This is a genomic window from Pseudonocardia sp. TMWB2A (assembly GCF_017312135.1).
Genome location: NZ_QKQY01000002.1, coordinates 1,238,549 through 1,258,415, shown reverse-complemented (window position 1 = coordinate 1,258,415; position 19,867 = coordinate 1,238,549). Strand labels below are relative to the sequence as shown.

Here is a 19,867-nt window from a genome sequence, read left to right as displayed (position 1 = left end):
GGCGAGCGAGACCTTCGATCCGGATACTCCGGGTCGAGGGCACCCCCACCTCGGTCCGGTCGAGATCGAGGGATGGACATGAACGGTTTCCTGATCGCGTTCGCGATCAGCTTCGGCGTCATCTTCGTGGCCGAGCTGGGCGACAAGTCGCAGCTCATGGCCCTCACGTTCGCGACGCGCTTCAACGCGATCCCGGTCCTGATCGGGATCACGATCGCCACCTCGGTGACCCACCTCGTGTCGGTCGCCGTCGGCTACGGCCTGGGCGCGTCGATCCCGACCGGCTGGATCGCGCTGGTCGCCGCGGTCGCCTTCCTGGCGTTCGGCGCCTGGACACTGCGCGGTGACAGCCTCTCCGAGGACGAGGAGGCGAAGGCCAAGCGGGCCGGCGGGTCCGCCGTCGTCGCCGCGTCGGTCGCGTTCTTCCTCGCCGAGCTCGGTGACAAGACGATGCTCGCGACGATCACCCTGGCCGCCCAGCACGACACCCTCGCCGGGTCGATCGGCATCTGGGCCGGGTCCACGGTCGGCATGGTCGCCGCGGACGGGCTGGCCATCGTCGTCGGGCGTCAGCTCGGCAAGCGGCTCCCGGAGCGGGCCATCTCGATCGGCGCCGCGGTGATGTTCTTCGTCTTCGGCGCCTGGCTGCTCTACGAGGCCGTCCCGCAGGTGTGGGGCGAGGACGCCTGGGGCCGCGTGTTCGACGTCGCCGGGCACCACGGGCTCGGCTGGGCCGCGCTGGTGCTGGGGGCGCTCGCCGTCGGCGCCGGGCTGTGGTTCCGCGGTCGGGCGCACCGCGCCCGCGGGGAGCGCAGGCTCGACGTCGCCCGGACCCCGGGCAGCCCGGCCTGGTGGGCCCGCACGCTGTTCGTGCTGGCCGCGGTGCTCGGGTTCGGTGCGCCGCTGCTGGTCGCCCTCGACGTGCTGCAGCCGATCTCGGTGCTGGCCCGGCCGGCGGTCGCCGTCGTCGGGGCGGGGCTGCTGCTGCTCGGCTTCGCCGTCGTCGCGGTCGCGATGCTGCAGCTCGGCACGGTGTGGCGCCGCTCGGCCACCGAGGCCGGGGCGGCCGCGGCCGGTGACCCGGACGCCGCACGACGCCCGGTGCTCGCCACCGGCGGGATCTACCGCCGCGTCCGCAACCCCGCGCTGACCGGCCTGATCGTCGGGTGCGCCGGGATGCTGTTCATGGCCCCGACCCTGCTCGGCGTGCTCGCCGGGGTGCTGATCCTGGTGGCGGTGCAGATCCAGGCCCGTGCGGTCTACGAGCCCGGCCTGGGCAGCGCACTGGGCGCCGAGTACGACGAGTACCGCGCCCGGACCGGCCGGTTCCTCCCGCGGGTCCGCACCGACCGCACCCCCGCGGGTGAGGGCGACCGCACGACCGTCGGCTGAGCGTCCCGGCACCGCGGCGCCGCTTTGGCGGCACCACCGCACCGGCACGCGCCGACAGCGCGACACCGCGGCAGCGCCGCGCGACGACACCGCCCGCCCCGGCGCGACCGGGGCGGGCGGTGTCGTGTCGGGGGGCTCGCGCCGTCGTACGGTGGGGTCATGACGGTCCTGGTCACGGGCGCGACCGGCAACATCGGCCGGATGGTCGTCGACCACCTGCGGGCGCGCACCGACGAGCCGGTCCGCGCGCTCACCGTCGACCCGGTCCGGGCCGCGCTGCCCGGCGACGTCGAGGTCGTGCGCGGCTCGCTGCACCGGCCTGCGTCGCTGGACGGGGTGTTCGACGGCGTCCGCGCGGTCTACCTCGCACCGCACGTGCCCACCGTGGCCGAGGTCCTCGACCGGGCGGCGGCCGCCGGGGTCGGGCACGTGGTCGACCTGTCCGGTGAGCCGGAGAGCTGGTGGGGGACGGTCGTCACCGCGGTCGAGGCCGCGCCGGTCCCGTGGACCCACCTGTGGCCCGCGGACTTCGTGGAGAACTGCCGGATGTGGCTGCCGCAGATCGCGGCGCACGGGGTGGTCCGGGAGCCGTGGCCGGACCTGGCGAGCACCCCGACCGCGATGACCGACATCGCCGAGGTCGCCGCCGTCGCCCTCACCGCGGGCGAGGAGTACCACGGGCGCGCGCTCACCCTCACCGGCCCGGAGGCGGTCACCCGCCGCCGGTGGGTCGCGGCGATCGCGGCGGCGACCGGGGTGCCGATCGGGTTCGAGCAGGTCACGCCGGACGAGGCGGCCGCCGTGCTGGCCGGGTCGATGGACGCCGACCGGGCGGGCGTCGTCGTCCACACCGTCCTCGGGGAGTTCCTGCGGGCCGGCGCGGCGGCCCCGAACGGTGTGGTCGAGCAGGTCACCGGGCGGCCGGGGACCACCGTGGAGGCCTGGGCGGCCGAGCACGCCGGGTCGCTGCGCGCCGCCCTGACCTGAGGCGCCGCCGCGGTCCCGGCGCGGTGCCCGCCCCGCCCCGACCGGACGGGGGCGGGCACCGCGGGCGGGGTCAGGAGTACCAGGTCGGCTCGGGCAGCTCGTCGCGCAGCACCCACGCCCCGACCTCGCGCCGCTTGTAGGCGACCGGGTCGTGCAGGGTGTGCGTGCGGACGTTGCGCCAGAACCGGTCGAAGCCCAGCTCCGTCGTCGTCGCGCGGGCCCCGAGGCCCTCGAAGATCCCCGAGGTGATCTCCAGCGCGACGTCGGTGGCCCGCGCCTTCACCGCGGCGACCCGCACCTCGTGCTCACCGCGCTGCTCGGCGGTGACGCCGTCGGCGTCGCGGTGGATCACCTGCTGCTCCTGCGCGACGGCGTCGGCCAGCGCCTCGACCGCCCACAGCTTCGCGTGCAGGTCGCCGTGGAGGTCGAGCTGGTAGGGCTCGTCGACGGCGCGCTCGTGGCCGCCGTGGAGCCACGGCCGGGTCCGCTCGCGGGTGAAGCGCGCCGCGGTCTCGAGCGCCCCGCGGGCGATCCCGAGGTAGAACGCCACGAAGACGAGCTGGATGATCGGCACGTTGAGCGTGTTGTAGACCCGCGGCGTGAACACCCGGTCGGTGAACCCGGCGGCCGCCGCCCACGGCACCCGGACGTCGGTGATCGTGACGCTGCCGGACTCGGTGAGGCGCTGGCCGATGTTGTCCCAGTCGTCGGCGAAGACGATGCCCTCCTGGTGGCTCGGCACGATCGCGAAGACGTGGGTGTCGGTCCGCTCGATCACCCCCTCCAGCACGGTGACGTCGGAGACCCTGCTGCCGGTGGAGAACGACTTGCGGCCGGAGTACACGAGCTCGTCGCCGTCGTCGCGGATGGTCAGCTCGGCGTCGCGCGGGTTGACCGCGCCCCCGAAGAACCAGCGGTTGCGGGTGGCGTCGGCCTCGACCGCCGCGATCTGCTCGGGCGTCCCGACGAGCCGGGCGGCCCAGAACCAGAGCAGGTGGTAGCCGAGCAGCTGGCCGATGGAGCCGTCGCCCGCGGCGACCTCGCGGATCACCCGGTAGGCCAGCGGCCACTCCTGTCCGCCGCCCCCGTGCTCGACCGGGCCGAGCAGGGTGACCAGGCCGGAGTCCTTGAGCAGGGCGACCTCGTCGTGCGGGGTGGCGCCCGCCCGGTCGCGGGCCGCGGCGTCACGCTCCAGGACGCGGCGGACGTCGCGGGCCCGGGCCAGCCAGCCCGCGGCGTCGGTGGGCGTGGCGGACCAGTCGAGCGACTCGACGGTGGTGGGCTCGGAACGGTTCTCGGTCGTGGTCACGGTGTGTCTCCTCGTCGTCGGAGAATGGCGCCCGGGCACGGCGGCGCACGATTCGGCGGATACGCGCGGGAATGCGCACCGAATCGGCGGAGGAACGGTGGGCCCGGACGGGAGGGAACTGTCGGGGCGGTCACCGGCGACCGGGGTCGCCGGCCGCGGCGCAGGTCAGAGGGCCTGCTCCGCGGGGATGCCGGTCAGCGACAGAGCGACGAGGTCACACGCGAGAGGTCGACGTGGCGTCGACGGGTGAGCTCGGTGAACAGCACGGTCCCAGTGTTCGGGGAGATCACGGTGGAAGTCAACGAGACGTTCCCGGAAATGGGACGCGGCGCGGGATGTCCGGTCAGGACGGGCCCCGGGAACGCGAACGGGCCCGGCGACGACGGTCGCCGGGCCCGTGCGGACGGTGTCGGTCAGACGGTGGTGAGCTGCGGCTCGCGGGCGGCCAGCTCGGCCTCCTTCTCCCGGATGACCGGCAGCACCTTCGCGCCGAAGTACTCGACCTCCTCCTGGAAGTGCAGGAAGCCGAGCAGCAGCAGGTTCGCGCCGCGCCGCTTGTACTCGATCGCGCGGTCGGCGATCTGCTCCGGGGTGCCGATCAGCTGGGTCTTGAAGCCGTCGTTGTACTGGACGAGGTCCTCGAACGACGAGTCCGCCCACATGCCGCGCTTGTCGCCGGTGGAGTTGCCGGCCTGCTGGACGGCGTCGCGGAAGCCCTCGACGGCGGGCCGGTTGGCCTTCTCGATGATCTCGCGCAGGGTGTCCCGGGCCTCCTTCTCGCCGTCCCGGGCGATCATGAAGCCGTTGAGGCCGAACCGGACGGGCTGCAGTCGCTCGGCGGTCTTCGCGTGGCCGAGGACCTCCTCGACCTGCTCGGAGAAGCCGTCGTAGTCCTTGCCGTTGGAGAAGTACCAGTCCGACACGGTGCCGCCGTTGTAGCGGGCCGCGGTGGAGTTGCCGCCCTGGAAGATCTCCGGGTGCGGACGGCCGGGGACGTCGACCGGGCGGGGCTTGAGGTCGAAGTCGCGGATCCGGTAGAAGTCGCCGGCGAACTCGGCGCCGCCGTCGGAGGTCCAGATCTCGCGCAGCACCCGGATGAACTCGTTGCTGCGGCGGTAGCGCTCGTCGTGCTCGAGCCACGGCTGGCCCATCGCGGTGAACTCGGCCTTCAGCCAGCCGGAGACGACGTTGACCGCGAGCCGGCCGTTCGTCAGGTGGTCGGCGGTGGCGACCCACTTGGCCAGCACCGAGGGCTCCCACAGGCCGGGGTGGACGGCGGCGATCACCTTGAGCCGCTCGGTGGCCAGGCCCAGCGCGAGGGAGAACGCGGTGGCCTCGTGCTGGTGGTCGGCGCCGTAGCTGGCCATGTAGCGGATCTGGGACAGCGCGTACTCGAAGCCGTTGTTCTCGGCGGTCTGCGCCAGCTTCCGGTTGTACTCGAAGCCCCAGTCGGTGCGCTGTTCGATGGTGCTGGTGACCAGCCCGCCGGAGACGTTCGGGACCCAGTACGCGAACTTCAGCGGCTCCTGGATCCGGGTGTTGGGCGTGGTGGCGAGAGCATCGGACACGGGAGACTCCTCGGGGGTGTGCCGGGCACGGCAGACGGGCGCGCGACGGCGCCGGAAAGAGAGGAAAGAGGGAGGAAACGGACCTGCGGTGACGCGATCAGCGACAGGCCTGGCTCACGACGACGAGGTTGTCGACGTGACGGCGTCGGGTCAGCAGGAAGCCGGTCACGCTCCCACCGAACCCGCGGAGCCGGTTGTTGTCAACCGGATGCCGGGGAGATCACCACGGGTCCTCACCGGTGGACCGGGTCGACCCCGAGCAGGCCGTGCGCCAGCCCGCCGAGCAGCCCCACGAGCCGGTGCTGGTCCAGGCCGCTGCGGAAGAACAGCGTCGACTGGATCGCGCCGACGCAGGCGTGCACCAGCACGCGCAGCTCGCCGTCGGACAGGTCCGGGCGCAGCGGGGCGAGCACGTGCACCCAGTCCTCGACGTGGTGGCGCTGACGGCGCCGCAGGTCGCGGCGGGCCTCGGCGGGCAGGGTGTGGACCTCGCCGTAGTAGACGGCGAACTCGGTGCGGTTCTCGGTCACCAGCCGGATGTGGTCGGCCACCAGCACGGTCAGCGTCTCGCGCTCGGGCGTGCCCGCGGCCAGCGCCGCCGCCGCGGAGGCCTCCAGACGGGCCATGCCTCGGTCGAGCAGGGCGAGCAGGACCGCCTCCTTGGAGGCGAAGTGCCGGTAGATCCCGGACCCGACGATGCCGGCCTCGGCGCCGATCTCGGCCATCCCGACGGTGTGGAAGCCGCGACCGGCCGCGAGCCGGGCCGCCGCCTCGAGGATCCGCTCCCCGCGTTCCGGGTCGCGCCGCCGCGGGGGTCCCGCGGTTCCGGAGCTGGTTCGCGTCGGCATCTTTCCAGCATCGCATCCGCGCGGTACGGTCCGCCACAAGTGAACAACGGATCACTAGGGAGTCGGCGTGGACTTCACCGAGACCGACGAGGAACGCGATCTGCGGGCGGCCGTCGCCGCCATCGCGGCCTCCTACGGCAGCGAGTACTACCTGCGGTGCGCCCGGGAGGGCAGGCACACCCACGAGCTGTGGAAGGCGATGGGGCAGGCCGGGTTCCTGGGCGTCAACGTCGCCGAGGAGCACGGCGGCGGTGGCGGCGGGCTCGTGGAGCTGTCCATCGTCTGCGAGGAGGCCGCGGCGCAGGGCGCCCCGCTGCTGCTGGTGCTGGTGTCCGCGGCGATCTCGGCCGAGGTGATCGGGGAGTTCGGCTCCGAGGAGCTGCGCCGTCGCTGGCTGCCGGGGCTCGCCGACGGCTCGACCAAGGTCGTCTTCGCGATCACCGAGCCGGAGGCGGGCTCCAACACCCACCGGATGGCGACCCGCGCCGACCGCGACGGCGACGACTGGGTGCTCACCGGCACCAAGCACTACATCTCCGGCACCGACGACGCCGAGGCCGTCCTGGTCGTCGCGCGGACCGGGAAGGCGCCGGACGGGAAGGCGCGCCTGAGCCTGTTCGTCGTGCCGGTCGACTCGCCCGGGCTGACCCGCACCCCGCTGCCGGTGGACCTCATCGCCCCGGACAAGCAGCACGTCCTGCACTTCGACGACGTCCGCGTCCCGGCGGGCAACCTGGTCGGCGCCGAGGGCGACGGGTTCCGCCAGGTCTTCCGCGGCCTCAACCCCGAGCGGATCACCGGCGCCGCGCTCGGCGTCGGCATCGCCCGGTTCGCGCTGGCCAAGGCGGCCGACTACGCCCGCACCCGGCAGGTCTGGGACACCCCGATCGGCGCCCACCAGGGCGTCTCGCACCCGCTGGCGCGGGCCCGGATCGAGACCGAGCTCGCGGCGCTGATGACCCGCAAGGCCGCCTGGCTGCACGACCGCGGGATGCCCGCGGGCGAGGAGTCCAACATGGCCAAGTACGCGGCGGCCGAGGCGGCGACGCACGCCGTCGAGGCGGCCATGCAGACCCACGGCGGCAACGGTCTGGCCAGCGAGTACGGGCTGATCCCGTACTGGGGGATGGCCCGGCTCATGCAGGTCGCGCCGGTGAACCGCGAGATGATCCTCAACCACGTCGCCCAGCACGGGCTCGGGCTGCCGAGGTCGTACTGATGGGTGCCGGCGAGCTCGACCGGAACCTGATCGGGCGGGTCAACGTCGCCGACGCGCTCGGCCGCAGCGCGGCCGCCCGGCCGGGGCGGACCGCCGTCGTCGACGGGGAGCGGTCCTGGACCTACGCCGAGCTGGACGCCTGGGTGGACCGGCTGGCCCGTGGGCTCGCCGTGCGCGGCTGGACCCGCGGCGACGCGCTCGCGCTGGCCTCGGGCAACAGCGCCGAGTTCCTCGCCGTCTACTACGCCTGCGCCCGCCTCGGCCTGGTCTGCGTGCCGGTGAACCTGGGCTGGCGTCCGGACGAGGTCGCCTACGTCCTGGGCCACTCCCGGGCCCGCGGGATCGTCGTCGAGGCGCAGCTGGTCGCGGCGCTCGCGCCCGCCTGGGAGCAGGTGCCCGCGGTGACCGAGGTGTTCGTCGCGCCCGGCACCGGCGGGGTGGCCGGTGCCGGGGTCCCGTTGGCCGACGTCGAGGCCGGGGGAGGGGACGGCGCCGGGCCGGTCGAGGTGCTGGTCGAGGACCGGGACCCGCTGTCCTACCTGTACACCTCGGGGACGACGTCGTTCCCGAAGGGCGTCGTCACCTCGCACCTGGCGGTCACCCTGGAGTCGTTCTCCGCGGCGCTGGACTCGGGCTGGTCGGCGGCGGACCGCTTCCTGGCGATGATGCCGATGTTCCACACCGCGCAGCTCAACGCGTTCTGCACCCCGGCGGTGCTGGTCGGGGCGACGATCCACCTCGCCCGGGGGTTCGAGCCCGCCGCGTTCCTCGACACCGTCGAGCGCGAGCGGATCACCCAGGTGTTCGGGCTGCCGATGATGTACCGGGCGGCGCTGGAGCACCCGTCGTTCGCCGGTCGGGACCTGTCGTCGCTGCGGCGCGCGGTGTACGCGATGGCGCCGATGCCCGAGCCGCTGATCCGGGCCTGCCTGGACGGCTTCGGCTGCGACTTCGCGCTGCTGTTCGGGCAGACCGAGATGAGCCCGTGCACCACCCTGTTCCAGCCCGAGCACCAGCTGACCCACATCGGTGCGGTCGGCACCCCGATCACCGGGGTCCGGGTCGCGGTCATGGACTCCGGCGGGACCCTGCTCGGCCCGGGGGAGGAGGGCGAGATCGTCTACCGCGGCCCGTCCACCATGAACGGCTACCTCGACGACGACGCCGCGACCGCCGAGGCGTTCCGGTACGGCTGGTTCCACTCCGGCGACGTCGGCCGGCTCGGCGAGGACGGCGTGCTGTGGTTCGCCGACCGGGTCAAGGACGTGATCAAGACGGGAGGCGAGAACGTGGCCTCGCTGGAGGTCGAGCGGGCCGTCTACGCGGCCGCCCCGGACGTCGCGGAGGCGGTCGTGGTCGGGCTGCCGCACGAGCGGTGGAGCGAGGCGATCACCGCGGTGGTCGTGCCCCGGCCCGGCGCGACGGTCGACCCGGACGCGCTGCTGGCCGCGCTGCGCGGGCACCTCGACCCCTACAAGGTCCCGAAGGCGGTGATCGTCGCCGACGAGCTGCCGCGCACCTCGACCGGGAAGATCCGCAAGAACGTCGTCCGCGAGACCCACGCCGGCCACTACGGGCCGCCCTAGCCGACGTGCACCACGGGGCGCCGGGCCACGTCGGGCTCGGCCTCCCGGAGGATCTCCCGGGTGATCGGGGCGACCTCGCCGACGCCGGTGAACAGGTACCGGCCGAAGTGGCGCACCGGGTTGCCCTCGGTCCAGTCGAAGTAGATGTGCGGGGCGCGGTCGCCGACGTCGCGCAGGTGCAGCAGCAGCGCGGCGATCGCGTTCGGGACCGACGGCGCCGACGTCGTCAGCACCCGGTACGGGCCGCGGCGCTCCCCGCGCACGGCGATGCCCGACTCGAACTCCGACGGGTCGGTGACGGTGACCTCGACCAGCACCACGCGGCCGGGGTCGGGGATGTGGTGGTCCTCGGTCTCCTCGGCCAGCTTCTCCCGGTACTCCTCGTCGCGGGCGACGCTGTCCCGCTCGCCGGGGCGGGGCTCGTGCGCGACCAGGCGCAGCGGCCTGCCGGAGCCGGAGCACTCGTCGAGGAACCCGCGGGCGGTGTCGTCGAGGGTGACGTCGGTGATGCGCAGCTCGAACGCGCGCAGGGTGCGCGACAGCAGCGACACCACCAGGATCCCGGCGATGAAACAGGCGGCGATCTTCACGCCCTCCGGCCGCTCGACGACGTTCGCCACCGTCGTGTAGACGAACACGAGCGCGATCAGCGCGAACGCGACGACGGCCGGGCGGCTCCCGGTGCGCCGCACCGACAGCGCGACGGCGACCGCCGCGGAGGTCATCAGCACCAGCACGCCGGTGGCGTAGGCCCCGCCCTGGGCGTCGACGTCGGCGTCGAACAGCAGGGTGACCGCGAACGCGACCACCATCACGACCAGGACGAGCGGCCGCGCCGCCCGCGCCCAGGACGGCGCCATCCCGTAGCGGGGCAGGAACCGCGGCACCAGGTTGAGCAGGCCCGCCATCGCCGAGGCCCCGGCGAACCACAGGATCGCGATCGTGGACAGGTCGTAGACGGTGCCGAAGACGTTCCCCAGGTCGCGGTGGGCCAGGAACGCCAGCGCCCGCCCGTTCGCCTGCCCGCCGGGGGCGAACTCCGGCTCGGGGATCAGCAGCACGGTCACGACGCTGGAGGTCACCAGGAAGGTGCTCATGACCAGCGCGGCGACGGTGAGCAGCCGCCGGGTGCCCGCGATCCGGCCCTCCGGGCGGTCCTCGGTGTCACCGTCGCGGCCGCGCACCAGCGGCATCACCGACACCCCGGTCTCGAACCCGGACAGGCCCAGCGCCAGCTTCGGGAACACGATCAGCGCGACCCCCACCATGAGCAGCGGGTCCGGGTGGCGGGACACGAGCAGCGCCGACCAGCCCGCGACGACGTGCGGCGCCGCGACGATCCGGACCAGCCCGTCCACCACGACGACGGCGTTGAGCACCAGGTAGACCGCGACCAGCGCGACCGCGATCCGGATGGCCTCGGAGAACCCGGCGAGGAACACCCCGCCGAGCAGCGCGAGCAGCAGCAGCGTGATCAGCACGTTCTGCCCCTGCAGGGCCGCGGGGGCCAGCGGGTTCTGCACCAGGTGCGCGGTCGCATCGGCCGCGGACAGCGTCATCGTGATGAGGAAGTCGGTGGCCGCGAACCCGAGCAGGACCAGGACGAACACCTTCCCGCGCCACCCGGGCAGCAGCCGTTCCAGCATCGCGATGGAGCCCTCGCCGTGCGGGCTCTCCCGGGCGACGCGGCGGTAGACCGGCAGCGCGCCCAGCAGCGTCACCGCCACCAGGACGAGGGTGGCGACGGGGGAGAGCACGCCGGCGGCGAGCGCCGCGATCCCCGGCTGGTAGCCCAGCGTCGAGAAGTAGTCGACGCCGGTCAGGCACATGACCTTCCACCAGGCGTGGCGTGGGTGCTCCGGTTCGGGCCGGGCGTGCGGGCCCTGCCGGTCGGGGCGGTGCGCGTCCTGCAGGAGCCAGGAGCCCACCCGGTTGCGGACCCGCCGCGGGGTCTCGGTGATCGCCACCGGCCCAGGATTGCGCTACGACACGGTCGGCGCCGCTCCTCCGGGCGGATCGTCCGTATCCGACGGGGTGATGGTGGCCGCGTCGGTGCAGGCGCGCAGCGCACCGGCGAGCGGGCCGCGCCCGGCGACGAGCTCGACGACCCGCGCGTCGTAGCCGCGGACCTCGAGGAACCGGGCGGCGTCGCGCTGCGGGTCCCCGGTCCGGCGGGCGACCGGCGAGTGCCCGATGGGGTGCAGCACCGCGGCCGTCATCAGCAGGTCCCGGTCGTGCCCGCCGTCCTCGGCGGCGGTGCGGGCCGCGATCGCCGCCCGCTGCGCGCGCTCCCACAGCTCCGGGCGCTGGTGGGCCAGCAGCGTCTCGGCGAGCGCGCGGGCGGCGTCGAACCCCATGACCCGATCCTGCCGTGACGTGATCCGCTGCGCGCGCGGTGATCCGTGCCGCGCGTGCGTCCGGACGCGCGCGGCGCACGGATCACCGCGCGCACGACGACGCCCCGCGGTCGGTGCGGCCGCGGGGCGTGTCGGGGTGCCGGCCGGGTCAGACCGTCTCGGACTCCCGGTCACCGCGCTGGGCGCGGACCGCGCGGAGCACGACCGGGGCGACCAGCAGGATCGCGATCAGCGAGTACACGACGATCGCGAGCGGGGTGGAGACCAGCGTGGTGACGTCGCCGTCGGCGATCTGCAGGGCGCGGCGCAGCTGCAGTTCCGCGTCCGGACCGAGGATGACGCCGATGATCGCCGGCAGCACCGGCAGCCCGAACCGGCGCATCAGGAACCCGATGCCGCCGATCGCGAGCAGCACCAGCAGGTCGACCGGCTGGCCGGAGACCGCGTAGGCGCCGACGCAGGCGAAGAACAGGATGCCCGCGTAGAGGTACGGCCGCGGGATCCGCAGCAGCTTCGCCCAGGCCGGGGCCAGCGGCAGGTTCAGCACCAGCAGCATGACCAGGCCGATGAACAGGCTCGCGATGAGCGTCCAGACCAGGTCCGGCTCCTTCTGGAACAGCAGCGGGCCGGGCTGGATGCCGAACTGCTGGAACGCGGCGAGCATGACGGCGGCGATCGCCGTCGTCGGCAGGCCGAGGGTCAGCATCGTCGCCAGCGTCCCCGCCGACGACGCGCTGGCCGCGGACTCCGGCCCGGCGACGCCCTCGATGGCGCCCTTCCCGAACTGCTCCGGGTGCTTCGAGAGCCTCCGCTCGGTCACGTACGCCATGAAGGTCGACATCTCGGCGCCGCCGGCCGGGATCGAGCCGAAGCCGAACCCGATGAACGGGCCGCGCAGCCACGGCTTCCAGGTCCGCTTGAGGTCCTCGCGGCCCAGCCACGGACGGCCGACCGGGATGACCTCCTGCTTGCGTCGTCGCAGGTGGGCGGCCACCCACAGCGCCTCGCCGATCGCGAACAGCCCGACCGCGACGATGATGACGTCGATGCCGTCGGCCAGCTGCGGCACCCCGAAGGTGAGCCGCGGCTGCCCGGAGATCGGGTCGAGCCCGACCAGGCCGATCGTGAGGCCCAGGGCGAGCGCGGCGAACCCGCGGACCCGCGAGGCACCCAGCACGCCGCTGACGGCGACGAAGGCCAGAACCATGATCGCGAAGTAGTCCGGGGCGCCGATGTCGACGGCCACCGAGGCGATCAGCGGGGCGACCAGGACCAGCCCGGTCACGCCGACGATGCCGCCGATGAAGTGCCCGATCGCGGCGGTGGCGAGCGCCTGGGCGCCGCGCCCGGACTTCGCCATCGGGTTGCCCTCGATGGCCGCCATCACCGAGGCGGACTCGCCCGGGGTGTTGAGCAGGATCGACGTCGTCGACCCGCCGAACATCGCCCCGAAGTAGATGCCGGCGAACATGATGAACGCACCGGTCGGGTCGAACGCGTAGGTCACCGGCAGCAGCAGTGCCACCGCCATCGCCGGGCCGATGCCCGGCAGCACGCCGATCGCGGTGCCGAGCAGCACCCCGAACGCGGCGAACAGCAGGTTCTGCGGGGTCAGCGCGTGCGCGAACCCGTTCATGAGCAGGTCGAACGTGCCCATCAGCCGAACACCCCCATCAGCGGGCCGCCCGGCAGGTCGACGCCGAGGACCGCGTCGAACAGCACCCAGGTCAGCAGCGAGACCCCGGCGGCGATGCCGAGGTCGCGGAGCACCGCGCGCGAGCCGAGCGCGTAGGTGGCGCCGGCGAACAGGACGGTCCCGGCGATCGGCCAGCCGGCGAGCGGGATGAGCGCCGCCGTCGCGACGATCACCCCGGCCAGCATCCCGACCGTGCGCAGGTCCATCGGCACGTCGAGGTCGACGTCCTCGCCGCCCTCGGCCTCGCCGCGGCCGCCGCGCAGGACGTCGACGGTCAGCAGCGCCGCCAGCACCAGCAGCGCCGCGCCGAGCACGAACGCGACGGTGCGCGGTCCGAGCGGGTCGGACGCGCTGCCGCCGCCGCCCTCGGCGAGGGTGTCGCCGAGCACCAGCAGGCCGGTGAGGGCCAGCAGCACCGACACACCCAGCTCCGAGTGCTCCTTCCACCAGGAGCGAGCGGTCCCGGTGTTCCCGGTGTTCCCGGTGTCCCCGATGGTCGTCACGTCAGCCCCAGCCCGGTCAGTACCCGCTCGACGCGGGCGTCCTCGTCGGCCAGGAACCGGCCGAACTCCGGCCCCGGCAGGTACGCGTCCTGCCAGCCGTTGCGTGCCAGCACCTCGCGCCACTCCGGCGTCGCGTGCAGCTCGGCGTAGGCGCGCTCCAGCTCGGCGACGCCCTCGGGGTCCAGCCCCGGCGGCGCGACGACGCCGCGCCAGTTGGTGAACTCGACGTCGATGCCGGACTCGCGCAGCGTCGGCGCGTCGAGGCCCGGGATCCGCTCGCCCGCGGTCACCGCGAGCACCCGCAGGTCACCGGAGGCGATCTGGTCGGCGAACTCGCCGAGCCCGGACACCCCGAACGCGACCTTGCCGCCGAGGACCGAGGCGAGCAGCTCGCCGCCGCCGTCGTAGGAGATGTAGTTGACCGCGCGCGGGTCCACGCCGGCGCCCTCGGCCATCAGCATCGGGGCCAGGTGGTCCGGGCCACCGGGGGAGGAGCCGCCGCCGACCGGGGTCTTCCCCGGGGCCGCCCGCCAGGCGGCCAGCAGGTCGCCGAGGTTCCGGTAGGGCGAGTCACCGGGGACGACGACGATCTCGGTCTCCTCGGTGAGCCGCGCGATCGGCGTGGTCTGCTCGAGCGTGACCGGCGAGTCGTTGGAGTACACGCTGCCGACCACGCCCAGGCCCATGCTCATCACGAGCCGGTCGTCGCCGGCCTCGTTGACGGTCCGGCCGAGCCCGACCGTGCCGCCCGCACCGGGCAGGTTGAAGACCTCGACCGACCCGGTCAGCCCGGCGTCCTCCATGGCCTTTGCCGCACTGCGGGCGGTGACGTCGTAGCCGCCGCCGGGGGCGTTCGGGACCAGCATCCGCAGTCCGCGGAGCTGGGTGCCGTCGCCGCCGCCGCCGATCGCGCCCACCGCGGGCGGGACGAGGAGCAGCGCGGCCAGGACGGCCACCACCGTGCCGAGGAGAGGTCCGACCCGGGGCCGCGGCACGGGCGGCGCGGGGTCGTCCGGCGTGGGCCGGTGCTGCGAGGGCGGTTCCTGCGACTGCGGAGGAGCCGTCGACTGGGGCATGTGCGTCCGATCTCACCGTTGCGAAGCGAACGCGCTGAAGTGTGCGGAGTCACCCGTCCGGTGTCTCCGTAACGGCCACAACGGTCGTTGTGGTCGTTTCGGTCGCGCCGGACGGGGTCAGCGCGACCGCAGGCCCAGCTCACCCAGGACGTGCTCCACCCGCTCGTTCTCGGAGGCGGTGAACCGGGCGAAGTCCGCGCCCGGGAGCCAGGCGTCGTGCCACCCGTTCGCGGCCAGCACCTGCCGCCACTCGGGGGTGCCGCGCATCGCGGCGACGGCGTCGGCCAGCGCGGCGCGGTCGGCGTCGGACAGACCGGGCGGCGCGACCAGCCCGCGCCAGTTGCTGAACTCGACGTCCACCCCGGACTCGCGCAGCGTCGGCACGTCGAGGCCGGGCACCCGCTCGCCCGCGGTCACCGCGAGCACCCGCAGGTCCCCGGACCCGATCTGGTCGGCGAACTCGCCCACCCCGGACACCGCGAAGGCCACCTCGCCGCGCAGCACCGCCGCGAGCAGCGGACCGCCGCCCTCGTAGGACACGTAGCGGACCCGGGCGGGGGCGATGCCGGTGCCCTCGGCGAGCAGCATCGTGGCGAGGTGGTCCGGCCCACCGACGGTCGAGCCGCCGCCGACGGTGAGCCCGCCGGGGGCGGCGCGCCAGGCGTCGAGCAGCGCGCGGACGTCGCGGTAGGGCGAGTCCGCGGGCACGACGACGATCTCCGACTCCTCGGTCAGCCGCGCGATCGGCGTGGTGTCGGCGAGCGAGAGCGGGGTGTCCCGGGACGCGGTCGCCCCGACGATCCCGAGCCCCATGCTCATCAGGAGCCTGCCGTTGCCGGCCTCGCCCTCGACCCGGCCGAGCCCGGCGATCCCGCCGGCACCGGACAGGTTGAACACCTCGACCGGGCCGGCGATCCCGGTGTCGGACAGCACCTTCGCCGCGCTGCGCGCGGTGACGTCGTAGCCGCCGCCGGGTGGGTTGGGGACCAGGATGCGCAGGTCGGACAACGGCCGCGGCCCGTCGGTCAGCACGATCGGGACGACGACCGCGGCGAGGGCCAGCACGAGCACCGCGACCAGCGCGACGACCGGACCCCGGCGGGCGCGGCGGGCGACCGGTGGCCCGCCGGGCCGCGTCACCGTCCCCGCCATGCCCACCCGCCCGTCGCCGTGCCGCCGCCGGTGAGTCTGCGCGTCCGCGGCCGGGCCGGTCCACCGAGGGTGAGCCGCGCGACGCGTCGTGGTCCCACCGCCTCGCGTGGCCGCCGCCGTCGCCGCGCGTCCTACGCTGGGCGCATGCGACGGCGCGCCGGGGGTACGGGTGGACCGCTGGCCCGCCAGTTCCTCGTCTGGCAGCTGGTGGTCGTGGTCGTGCTGCTCGCCGCGGTCGCGGCGCTGGCCGCCGTGCAGTCCTCGGAGTCGTTCCGCGAGACCCAGGGGCGCCGGATGCTGTCGGTCGCCGAGGACGTCGCGTCCGTGCCGACCGTCCGCGAGGCGTTGCAGACCCGGCGCTACGACCTGCTGCCGTCGTTCGCCCGCAGCGCGGAGAACCTGTCCGGGGCCGACGAGATCGAGATCGTCGACGCCGGGATGGTCGTGCGCACCTCACCGGACCCGTCCCGGGTCCGGCAGCGCTTCGACCCCGGCGCCAGCACCGCGCCGCAGGGCCGGGCCTGGGTCGGTAACCCCGACGGGCGCACCGTCGTCGCCCAGGTGCCGGTGATCGACGACCGCGGCGCCGTCGCCGGGCTGGTGTCGGCCGGGATCCGCGCGCCGTCGCTGTGGGAGTCCCTCGCCGGGGCCCGCGCGGAGACCGGCGCGCTCCTGGGGCTGGCGCTCGGCGTCGGCGTCCTCGGGTCGCTGCTGCTCGCGCGGCGAATCCGCCGCCAGACCCTCGGCCTGGAGCCCGACGAGATCGTCGAGCTGGTGCAGCGCCGCGAGGCGATGCTGCTCGGGATCAAGGAGGGCGTGGTCGGGCTGGACACCGCGGACCGGATCACCCTGCTCAACCTGGTCGCCCGCGAGCTCCTGGAGCTGCCCGGCGCCCGCGAGGGCGACGCCGTCGCCGACCTCGGCCTCGACGACCGGCTCCGCGAGGTCCTCACCGGTGCCGCCGACGGCGAGGACCAGCTCGTGCTGCGCGACACCCGGGCCCTGGTGCTCAACCGCCGCCCGGTCCGCGTCGACGGCCGCGACGTGGGCGCCGTGGTCACCCTGCGGGACCGCACCGAGCTCACCACCCTGCAGCACCGGCTCGACGCCTCGCACACCGTCACCGACACCCTGCGCGCCCAGGCCCACGAGTTCTCCAACCGGCTGCACACCATCGCCGGGCTCACCGAGCTCGGCGAGCACGACGAGGTGCGCCGGTTCGTCGCCGGGATCGTCGCCGCCTCGGAGGGGTGGCGCCGCGAGGTCACCGCCAGCGTCGGCGACCCGGCGACGGCCGCGCTGCTCGTCGCGAAGAACAGCCAGGCCGCCGAGCGCGGCGTCGAGCTGGCCCTGGACCCGGAGTCCCGGCTCGACCCGACCGACCCCGACCACGACCCGGACCTGTCCGCCGACCTCGTGACCGTGCTCGGCAACCTGATCGACAACGCGATCGACGCGACCGCCGGGCGGGACGGCCCGCGCCGGATCGAGATCGGGCTCGCCGGCGGCGGCGACACCGACGGCGACGAGGTCTGGGTCGAGGTCCGCGACTCCGGCCCCGGGATCGCCTCCGAGCTGGCCGAGGAGGTGTTCCGGGCCGGCTACTCGACCAAGGCCGCCGAGATCGGCGGCCGCGGGCTCGGCCTGGCCCTGGCCCGGCAGGCGTGCCTGCGCCGGGGTGGCACCATCGCGGTGCGGCCGGCACCGGCGGGCCGGGTCGGTGCAGTGTTCGAGGCGGTGCTGCCGGTGGCGCCGACGGGGGTGCGGGTGTGAGGGTCCTGGTCGTCGACGACGACTTCATGGTCGCGAAGGTCCACTCCGGCTACGTGGAGCGGATCGAGGGCTGCACCGTGGTCGGCGTCGCGCACAACGGCGCCGACGCCCTCGACGCCGCCGCCCGGCTCCGCCCGGAGCTGGTGCTGCTCGACGTCTACCTCCCCGACATGTCCGGCCTGGAGGTGCTGACGCGGCTGCGCACCGGCGCCGCCGACGACCCGTTCGTGCTGGTCGTGACCGCCGCCGACGACTCCGACACGGTCGCCGCCGCCCTGCACGGCGGTGCGCTGCACTACCTGGTCAAGCCGTTCGACTCCGCCGCGCTCGCCGCCCAGGTGCACCGGGCGACGCGGATCCGGCGCGACCTGGACCGGGTCCGCGACCAGTCCGACATCGACCGGCTCTTCGGCGGCACCGGTGCCGCCCCGGCCCGCACCCCCGGCGGCCCCGAACGGATGCCGAAGGGGCTGACCACCCCGACCGCGGAGCTCGTCGCGGGCACCCTGCGCGAGCACTCGGGGACCGACGCGGAGGCGGACCTGTCGGCGACCGAGTGCGCCGAGGCCACCCGGCTGTCCCGGGTCAGCGCACGCCGCTACCTGGAGCACTTCGTGTCGACCGGGCAGGTCACCGTACGGCTGCGCTACGGCGGCACCGGCCGCCCGGAGCGCCGCTACCGCTGGGTCGGCTGACCGGCGCCCCGCAGCGCCTCCGCCCGCGGAGCCGCCGGATCGGCCTCCGCCCGCGGAGCCGCCGGGTCCGCCTCCGCCTGCGGTGCCACCGGGTCGGCCTCTGCCTCCTCGGCCTCGGCGGCGTGCTCCAGCAGCACCGCCGCGATCGGCTCGCACAGCAGGTCCGGCAGGGCGTGCCCCATCCCGTCCACCGTGACGAGCTGCGCGGCCGCCCCGATCCGCGCCGCCAGGTGGTCCGCGTGCGGCGGCGGGTGCACCGGGTCCTCCGGCGCCTCGACGACGAGCGTCGGCACCGTGACCGAGCCCAGCTCGGCGCCGCGGTCCAGCCCGTCGAGGTCGGCCTGGGCGTGCGCGGTGCACGGCTCGACCCGCCCGGTGTGGTCCATGATCCGCCGCTCGCGCGCGGCGAACTCCGCGGTGTCGAACGGCAGCACCCCGCCGGAGACGCGTCGCCAGTACTCGACCCGCCAGGCCAGCTCCCCGGCCTCGTCGCGCGGGTCGCCCAGCTCCTGCCACATCCGCTGCACGTCCCGGGTCGGGCCGGGCAGGTCGGCGTCGCCGGTGTCGAGCGCTGCGGTGCACAGCAGCGTCGCGCTGACCATGCGGTGCGGCGCGTCGAGCGCGAGCAGCTGGACCAGCGTCCCGCCCAGCGACATCCCGACCAGGTGCGCCCGGTCGATCCCGCAGCCGTCGAGCACCGCGAGCGCGTCGGTCGCCAGGTCGGCGACGGCGTAGGGCCGGTCCTCGAACGCGTGGGTCGAGCGGCCGGTGTCGCGATGGTCGTAGCGGACCACCCGGTGCCGCTCGCGCAGCACCTCGACCAGCGCGTCCGGCCAGCCGTACCCCGCCGAGCCCGCCCCGTTCACCAGCAGCACCGGCGCCGCCGGAGTCGGCCGGTGTGCGGGCAGGTCCTGCACCCAGAGGGTCACGCCCGGCTCGGTCTCGACCTCGCGTACGGTGCCGGCGATCTCCACATGCGCAGGCTGCCAGACCGGTGACGGTCCGCCTCCGCCGACCGGGTGGGGGGTTGGTCCGGTGTGCGTAGAGAATGCCGGTCATGGGCTTCTGGGAGTATCTCTCCACGAACTGGGGCGAGGTGCTCGGGTACACCCTCGAGCACGCCGCGCTCGTCGTGGTGGGGCTGGCACTCGCGGTGGTGGTGGGCGTGCCGCTCGCCGTCGCCACCTACCGGACCGACCTCGGCCGGGCCGCCGCCGTCAACGGGTCGTCGCTGATCATGACGGTGCCGTCCTACGCGCTGTTCGGGCTGCTGATCCCGCTGCTCGGGCTCGGGTGGGGCCCCGCGGTCGTCGCGCTGATGCTCTACGGCCTGCTGCCGGTGGTCCGCAACGCGATCGTCGGGCTCCGCGCGGTCGACCCGGCGGTCACCGAGTCCGCCCGCGGCGTCGGGATGGACCGCACCCGGCTGCTGCTGGGCATCGAGCTGCCGCTGGCCTGGCCGGTGGTGCTCGCCGGGGTCCGGGTCGCCGCGCAGCTGCTGCTGGGCATCGCCGCGATCTCCGCGGCCGTCAACGGGCCGGGGCTGGGCAACCTGATCCTGTCCGGCCTGTCCAGCGCGGGCACCCCGTTCGCGATCTACCTGACCGTGCAGGGCATCGCCGGGATCGTCGTGCTGGCGGTCCTGTTCGACGCCGCGATCGCCCTGCTCACCCGCCTGACCACCTCGAGGGGAATCCGTGCCTGAG

The 19,867-nt window shown here is 74.6% G+C and carries 18 protein-coding genes; 7 read left to right on the top strand and 11 right to left on the bottom strand.

Annotation, left to right across the window (positions count from 1 at the left end):
- Positions 1 to 78: 78 nt before the first annotated feature.
- Together DMP17_RS20280 and DMP17_RS20275 are read left to right on the top strand one after the other, a co-directional pair.
- A complete protein-coding gene (locus tag DMP17_RS20280) occupies positions 79 to 1,392 on the top strand; it encodes a TMEM165/GDT1 family protein (RefSeq protein ID WP_226355560.1) in 1,314 nt (437 codons plus the stop codon).
- 159 nt (positions 1,393 to 1,551) lie between these two features.
- A complete protein-coding gene (locus DMP17_RS20275) occupies positions 1,552 to 2,379 on the top strand; it encodes an SDR family oxidoreductase (protein ID WP_337830311.1) in 828 nt (275 codons plus the stop codon).
- Between the two features lie 70 nt (positions 2,380 to 2,449).
- Here DMP17_RS20275 and DMP17_RS20270 read toward each other — a convergent pair whose 3' ends face one another.
- The 4 genes from DMP17_RS20270 to DMP17_RS20260 all read right to left on the bottom strand — a co-directional run bounded on the left by DMP17_RS20270 (position 2,450) and on the right by DMP17_RS20260 (position 6,104).
- Positions 2,450 to 3,688 carry an acyl-CoA dehydrogenase family protein gene (locus DMP17_RS20270; protein ID WP_226355562.1) on the bottom strand — a complete coding sequence of 413 codons (1,239 nt, stop codon included), beginning with the start codon at positions 3,686 to 3,688 and terminating at the stop codon, positions 2,450 to 2,452.
- A 194-nt stretch (positions 3,689 to 3,882) separates the two neighbouring features.
- The gene (locus tag DMP17_RS46430; protein ID WP_350590274.1) at positions 3,883 to 3,954 is read right to left on the bottom strand and encodes a putative leader peptide; all 72 of its coding nucleotides are present in this window, start codon (positions 3,952 to 3,954) and stop codon (positions 3,883 to 3,885) included.
- A 147-nt stretch (positions 3,955 to 4,101) separates the two neighbouring features.
- The gene (sfnG, locus tag DMP17_RS20265; protein ID WP_226356663.1) at positions 4,102 to 5,220 is read right to left on the bottom strand and encodes a dimethylsulfone monooxygenase SfnG; all 1,119 of its coding nucleotides are present in this window, start codon (positions 5,218 to 5,220) and stop codon (positions 4,102 to 4,104) included.
- A 269-nt stretch (positions 5,221 to 5,489) separates the two neighbouring features.
- Complete coding sequence (locus DMP17_RS20260; RefSeq protein ID WP_062400803.1) at positions 5,490 to 6,104, bottom strand: TetR/AcrR family transcriptional regulator; 615 nt, start codon at positions 6,102 to 6,104, stop codon at positions 5,490 to 5,492.
- A 67-nt stretch (positions 6,105 to 6,171) separates the two neighbouring features.
- Between DMP17_RS20260 and DMP17_RS20255 the strand changes: the two genes are divergently transcribed.
- The gene (locus tag DMP17_RS20255) at positions 6,172 to 7,323 is read left to right on the top strand and encodes an acyl-CoA dehydrogenase family protein (RefSeq protein ID WP_226355564.1); all 1,152 of its coding nucleotides are present in this window, start codon (positions 6,172 to 6,174) and stop codon (positions 7,321 to 7,323) included.
- Positions 7,323 to 8,909 (top strand): AMP-binding protein, encoded by a 1,587-nt coding sequence (locus DMP17_RS20250; RefSeq protein ID WP_337830310.1) that lies wholly within the window; start codon positions 7,323 to 7,325, stop codon positions 8,907 to 8,909. Before DMP17_RS20255 ends, DMP17_RS20250 begins: the two co-directional genes overlap by 1 nt.
- Here DMP17_RS20250 and DMP17_RS20245 read toward each other — a convergent pair.
- The 6 genes from DMP17_RS20245 to DMP17_RS20220 all read right to left on the bottom strand — a co-directional run bounded on the left by DMP17_RS20245 (position 8,906) and on the right by DMP17_RS20220 (position 15,693).
- The gene (locus DMP17_RS20245; protein WP_337830309.1) at positions 8,906 to 10,876 is read right to left on the bottom strand and encodes an amino acid transporter; all 1,971 of its coding nucleotides are present in this window, start codon (positions 10,874 to 10,876) and stop codon (positions 8,906 to 8,908) included. The genes DMP17_RS20250 and DMP17_RS20245 overlap by 4 nt on opposite strands.
- Before the next feature lie 15 nt (positions 10,877 to 10,891).
- Positions 10,892 to 11,266 carry a hypothetical protein gene (locus DMP17_RS20240; protein WP_337830308.1) on the bottom strand — a complete coding sequence of 125 codons (375 nt, stop codon included), beginning with the start codon at positions 11,264 to 11,266 and terminating at the stop codon, positions 10,892 to 10,894.
- 148 nt (positions 11,267 to 11,414) lie between these two features.
- On the bottom strand, positions 11,415 to 12,923 hold the full coding sequence (locus tag DMP17_RS20235; protein WP_337830307.1) for a tripartite tricarboxylate transporter permease: 1,509 nt from the start codon (positions 12,921 to 12,923) through the stop codon (positions 11,415 to 11,417).
- A complete protein-coding gene (locus tag DMP17_RS20230) occupies positions 12,923 to 13,465 on the bottom strand; it encodes a tripartite tricarboxylate transporter TctB family protein (protein ID WP_337830306.1) in 543 nt (180 codons plus the stop codon). The genes DMP17_RS20235 and DMP17_RS20230 overlap by 1 nt, the downstream gene beginning before the upstream one ends.
- Positions 13,462 to 14,424 (bottom strand): Bug family tripartite tricarboxylate transporter substrate binding protein, encoded by a 963-nt coding sequence (locus DMP17_RS20225; RefSeq protein ID WP_337830305.1) that lies wholly within the window; start codon positions 14,422 to 14,424, stop codon positions 13,462 to 13,464. Before DMP17_RS20225 ends, DMP17_RS20230 begins: the two co-directional genes overlap by 4 nt.
- Positions 14,425 to 14,658: 234 nt before the next feature.
- Positions 14,659 to 15,693, bottom strand: coding sequence for a Bug family tripartite tricarboxylate transporter substrate binding protein (locus DMP17_RS20220; protein WP_226355571.1), 1,035 nt, complete (start codon positions 15,691 to 15,693; stop codon positions 14,659 to 14,661).
- Between the two features lie 144 nt (positions 15,694 to 15,837).
- Between DMP17_RS20220 and DMP17_RS20215 the strand changes: the two genes are divergently transcribed.
- Entirely contained in the window at positions 15,838 to 17,466 is a 1,629-nt protein-coding gene (locus DMP17_RS20215) for a sensor histidine kinase (RefSeq protein WP_337830304.1), read from the top strand.
- Positions 17,463 to 18,161, top strand: a complete 699-nt coding sequence (locus tag DMP17_RS20210) for a response regulator (RefSeq protein WP_226355573.1) — start codon at positions 17,463 to 17,465, stop codon at positions 18,159 to 18,161. The genes DMP17_RS20215 and DMP17_RS20210 overlap by 4 nt, the downstream gene beginning before the upstream one ends.
- Here DMP17_RS20210 and DMP17_RS20205 read toward each other — a convergent pair.
- The gene (locus DMP17_RS20205; protein ID WP_337830303.1) at positions 18,143 to 19,135 is read right to left on the bottom strand and encodes an alpha/beta fold hydrolase; all 993 of its coding nucleotides are present in this window, start codon (positions 19,133 to 19,135) and stop codon (positions 18,143 to 18,145) included. The genes DMP17_RS20210 and DMP17_RS20205 overlap by 19 nt on opposite strands.
- An 83-nt stretch (positions 19,136 to 19,218) precedes the next feature.
- On the opposite strand from DMP17_RS20205, the gene DMP17_RS20200 reads away from it, so the two are divergent.
- Positions 19,219 to 19,866, top strand: coding sequence for an ABC transporter permease (locus DMP17_RS20200; RefSeq protein ID WP_226355575.1), 648 nt, complete (start codon positions 19,219 to 19,221; stop codon positions 19,864 to 19,866).
- Position 19,867 lies beyond the last annotated feature (1 nt).

Excerpts from the sequence above, each read along its gene's own strand:
- DMP17_RS20260 (WP_062400803.1), bottom strand. The coding sequence starts at position 6,104 with ATGCCGACGCGAACCAGCTCCGGAACCGCGGGACCCCCGCGGCGGCGC.
- DMP17_RS20250 (WP_337830310.1), top strand. The coding sequence starts at position 7,323 with ATGGGTGCCGGCGAGCTCGACCGGAACCTGATCGGGCGGGTCAACGTC.
- DMP17_RS20215 (WP_337830304.1), top strand. The coding sequence starts at position 15,838 with ATGCGACGGCGCGCCGGGGGTACGGGTGGACCGCTGGCCCGCCAGTTC.
- DMP17_RS20275 (WP_337830311.1), top strand. The coding sequence starts at position 1,552 with ATGACGGTCCTGGTCACGGGCGCGACCGGCAACATCGGCCGGATGGTC.
- DMP17_RS20240 (WP_337830308.1), bottom strand. The coding sequence starts at position 11,266 with ATGGGGTTCGACGCCGCCCGCGCGCTCGCCGAGACGCTGCTGGCCCAC.
- DMP17_RS20200 (WP_226355575.1), top strand. The coding sequence starts at position 19,219 with ATGGGCTTCTGGGAGTATCTCTCCACGAACTGGGGCGAGGTGCTCGGG.
- DMP17_RS20280 (WP_226355560.1), top strand. The coding sequence starts at position 79 with ATGAACGGTTTCCTGATCGCGTTCGCGATCAGCTTCGGCGTCATCTTC.
- DMP17_RS20220 (WP_226355571.1), bottom strand. The coding sequence starts at position 15,693 with ATGGCGGGGACGGTGACGCGGCCCGGCGGGCCACCGGTCGCCCGCCGC.
- DMP17_RS20235 (WP_337830307.1), bottom strand. The coding sequence starts at position 12,923 with ATGGGCACGTTCGACCTGCTCATGAACGGGTTCGCGCACGCGCTGACC.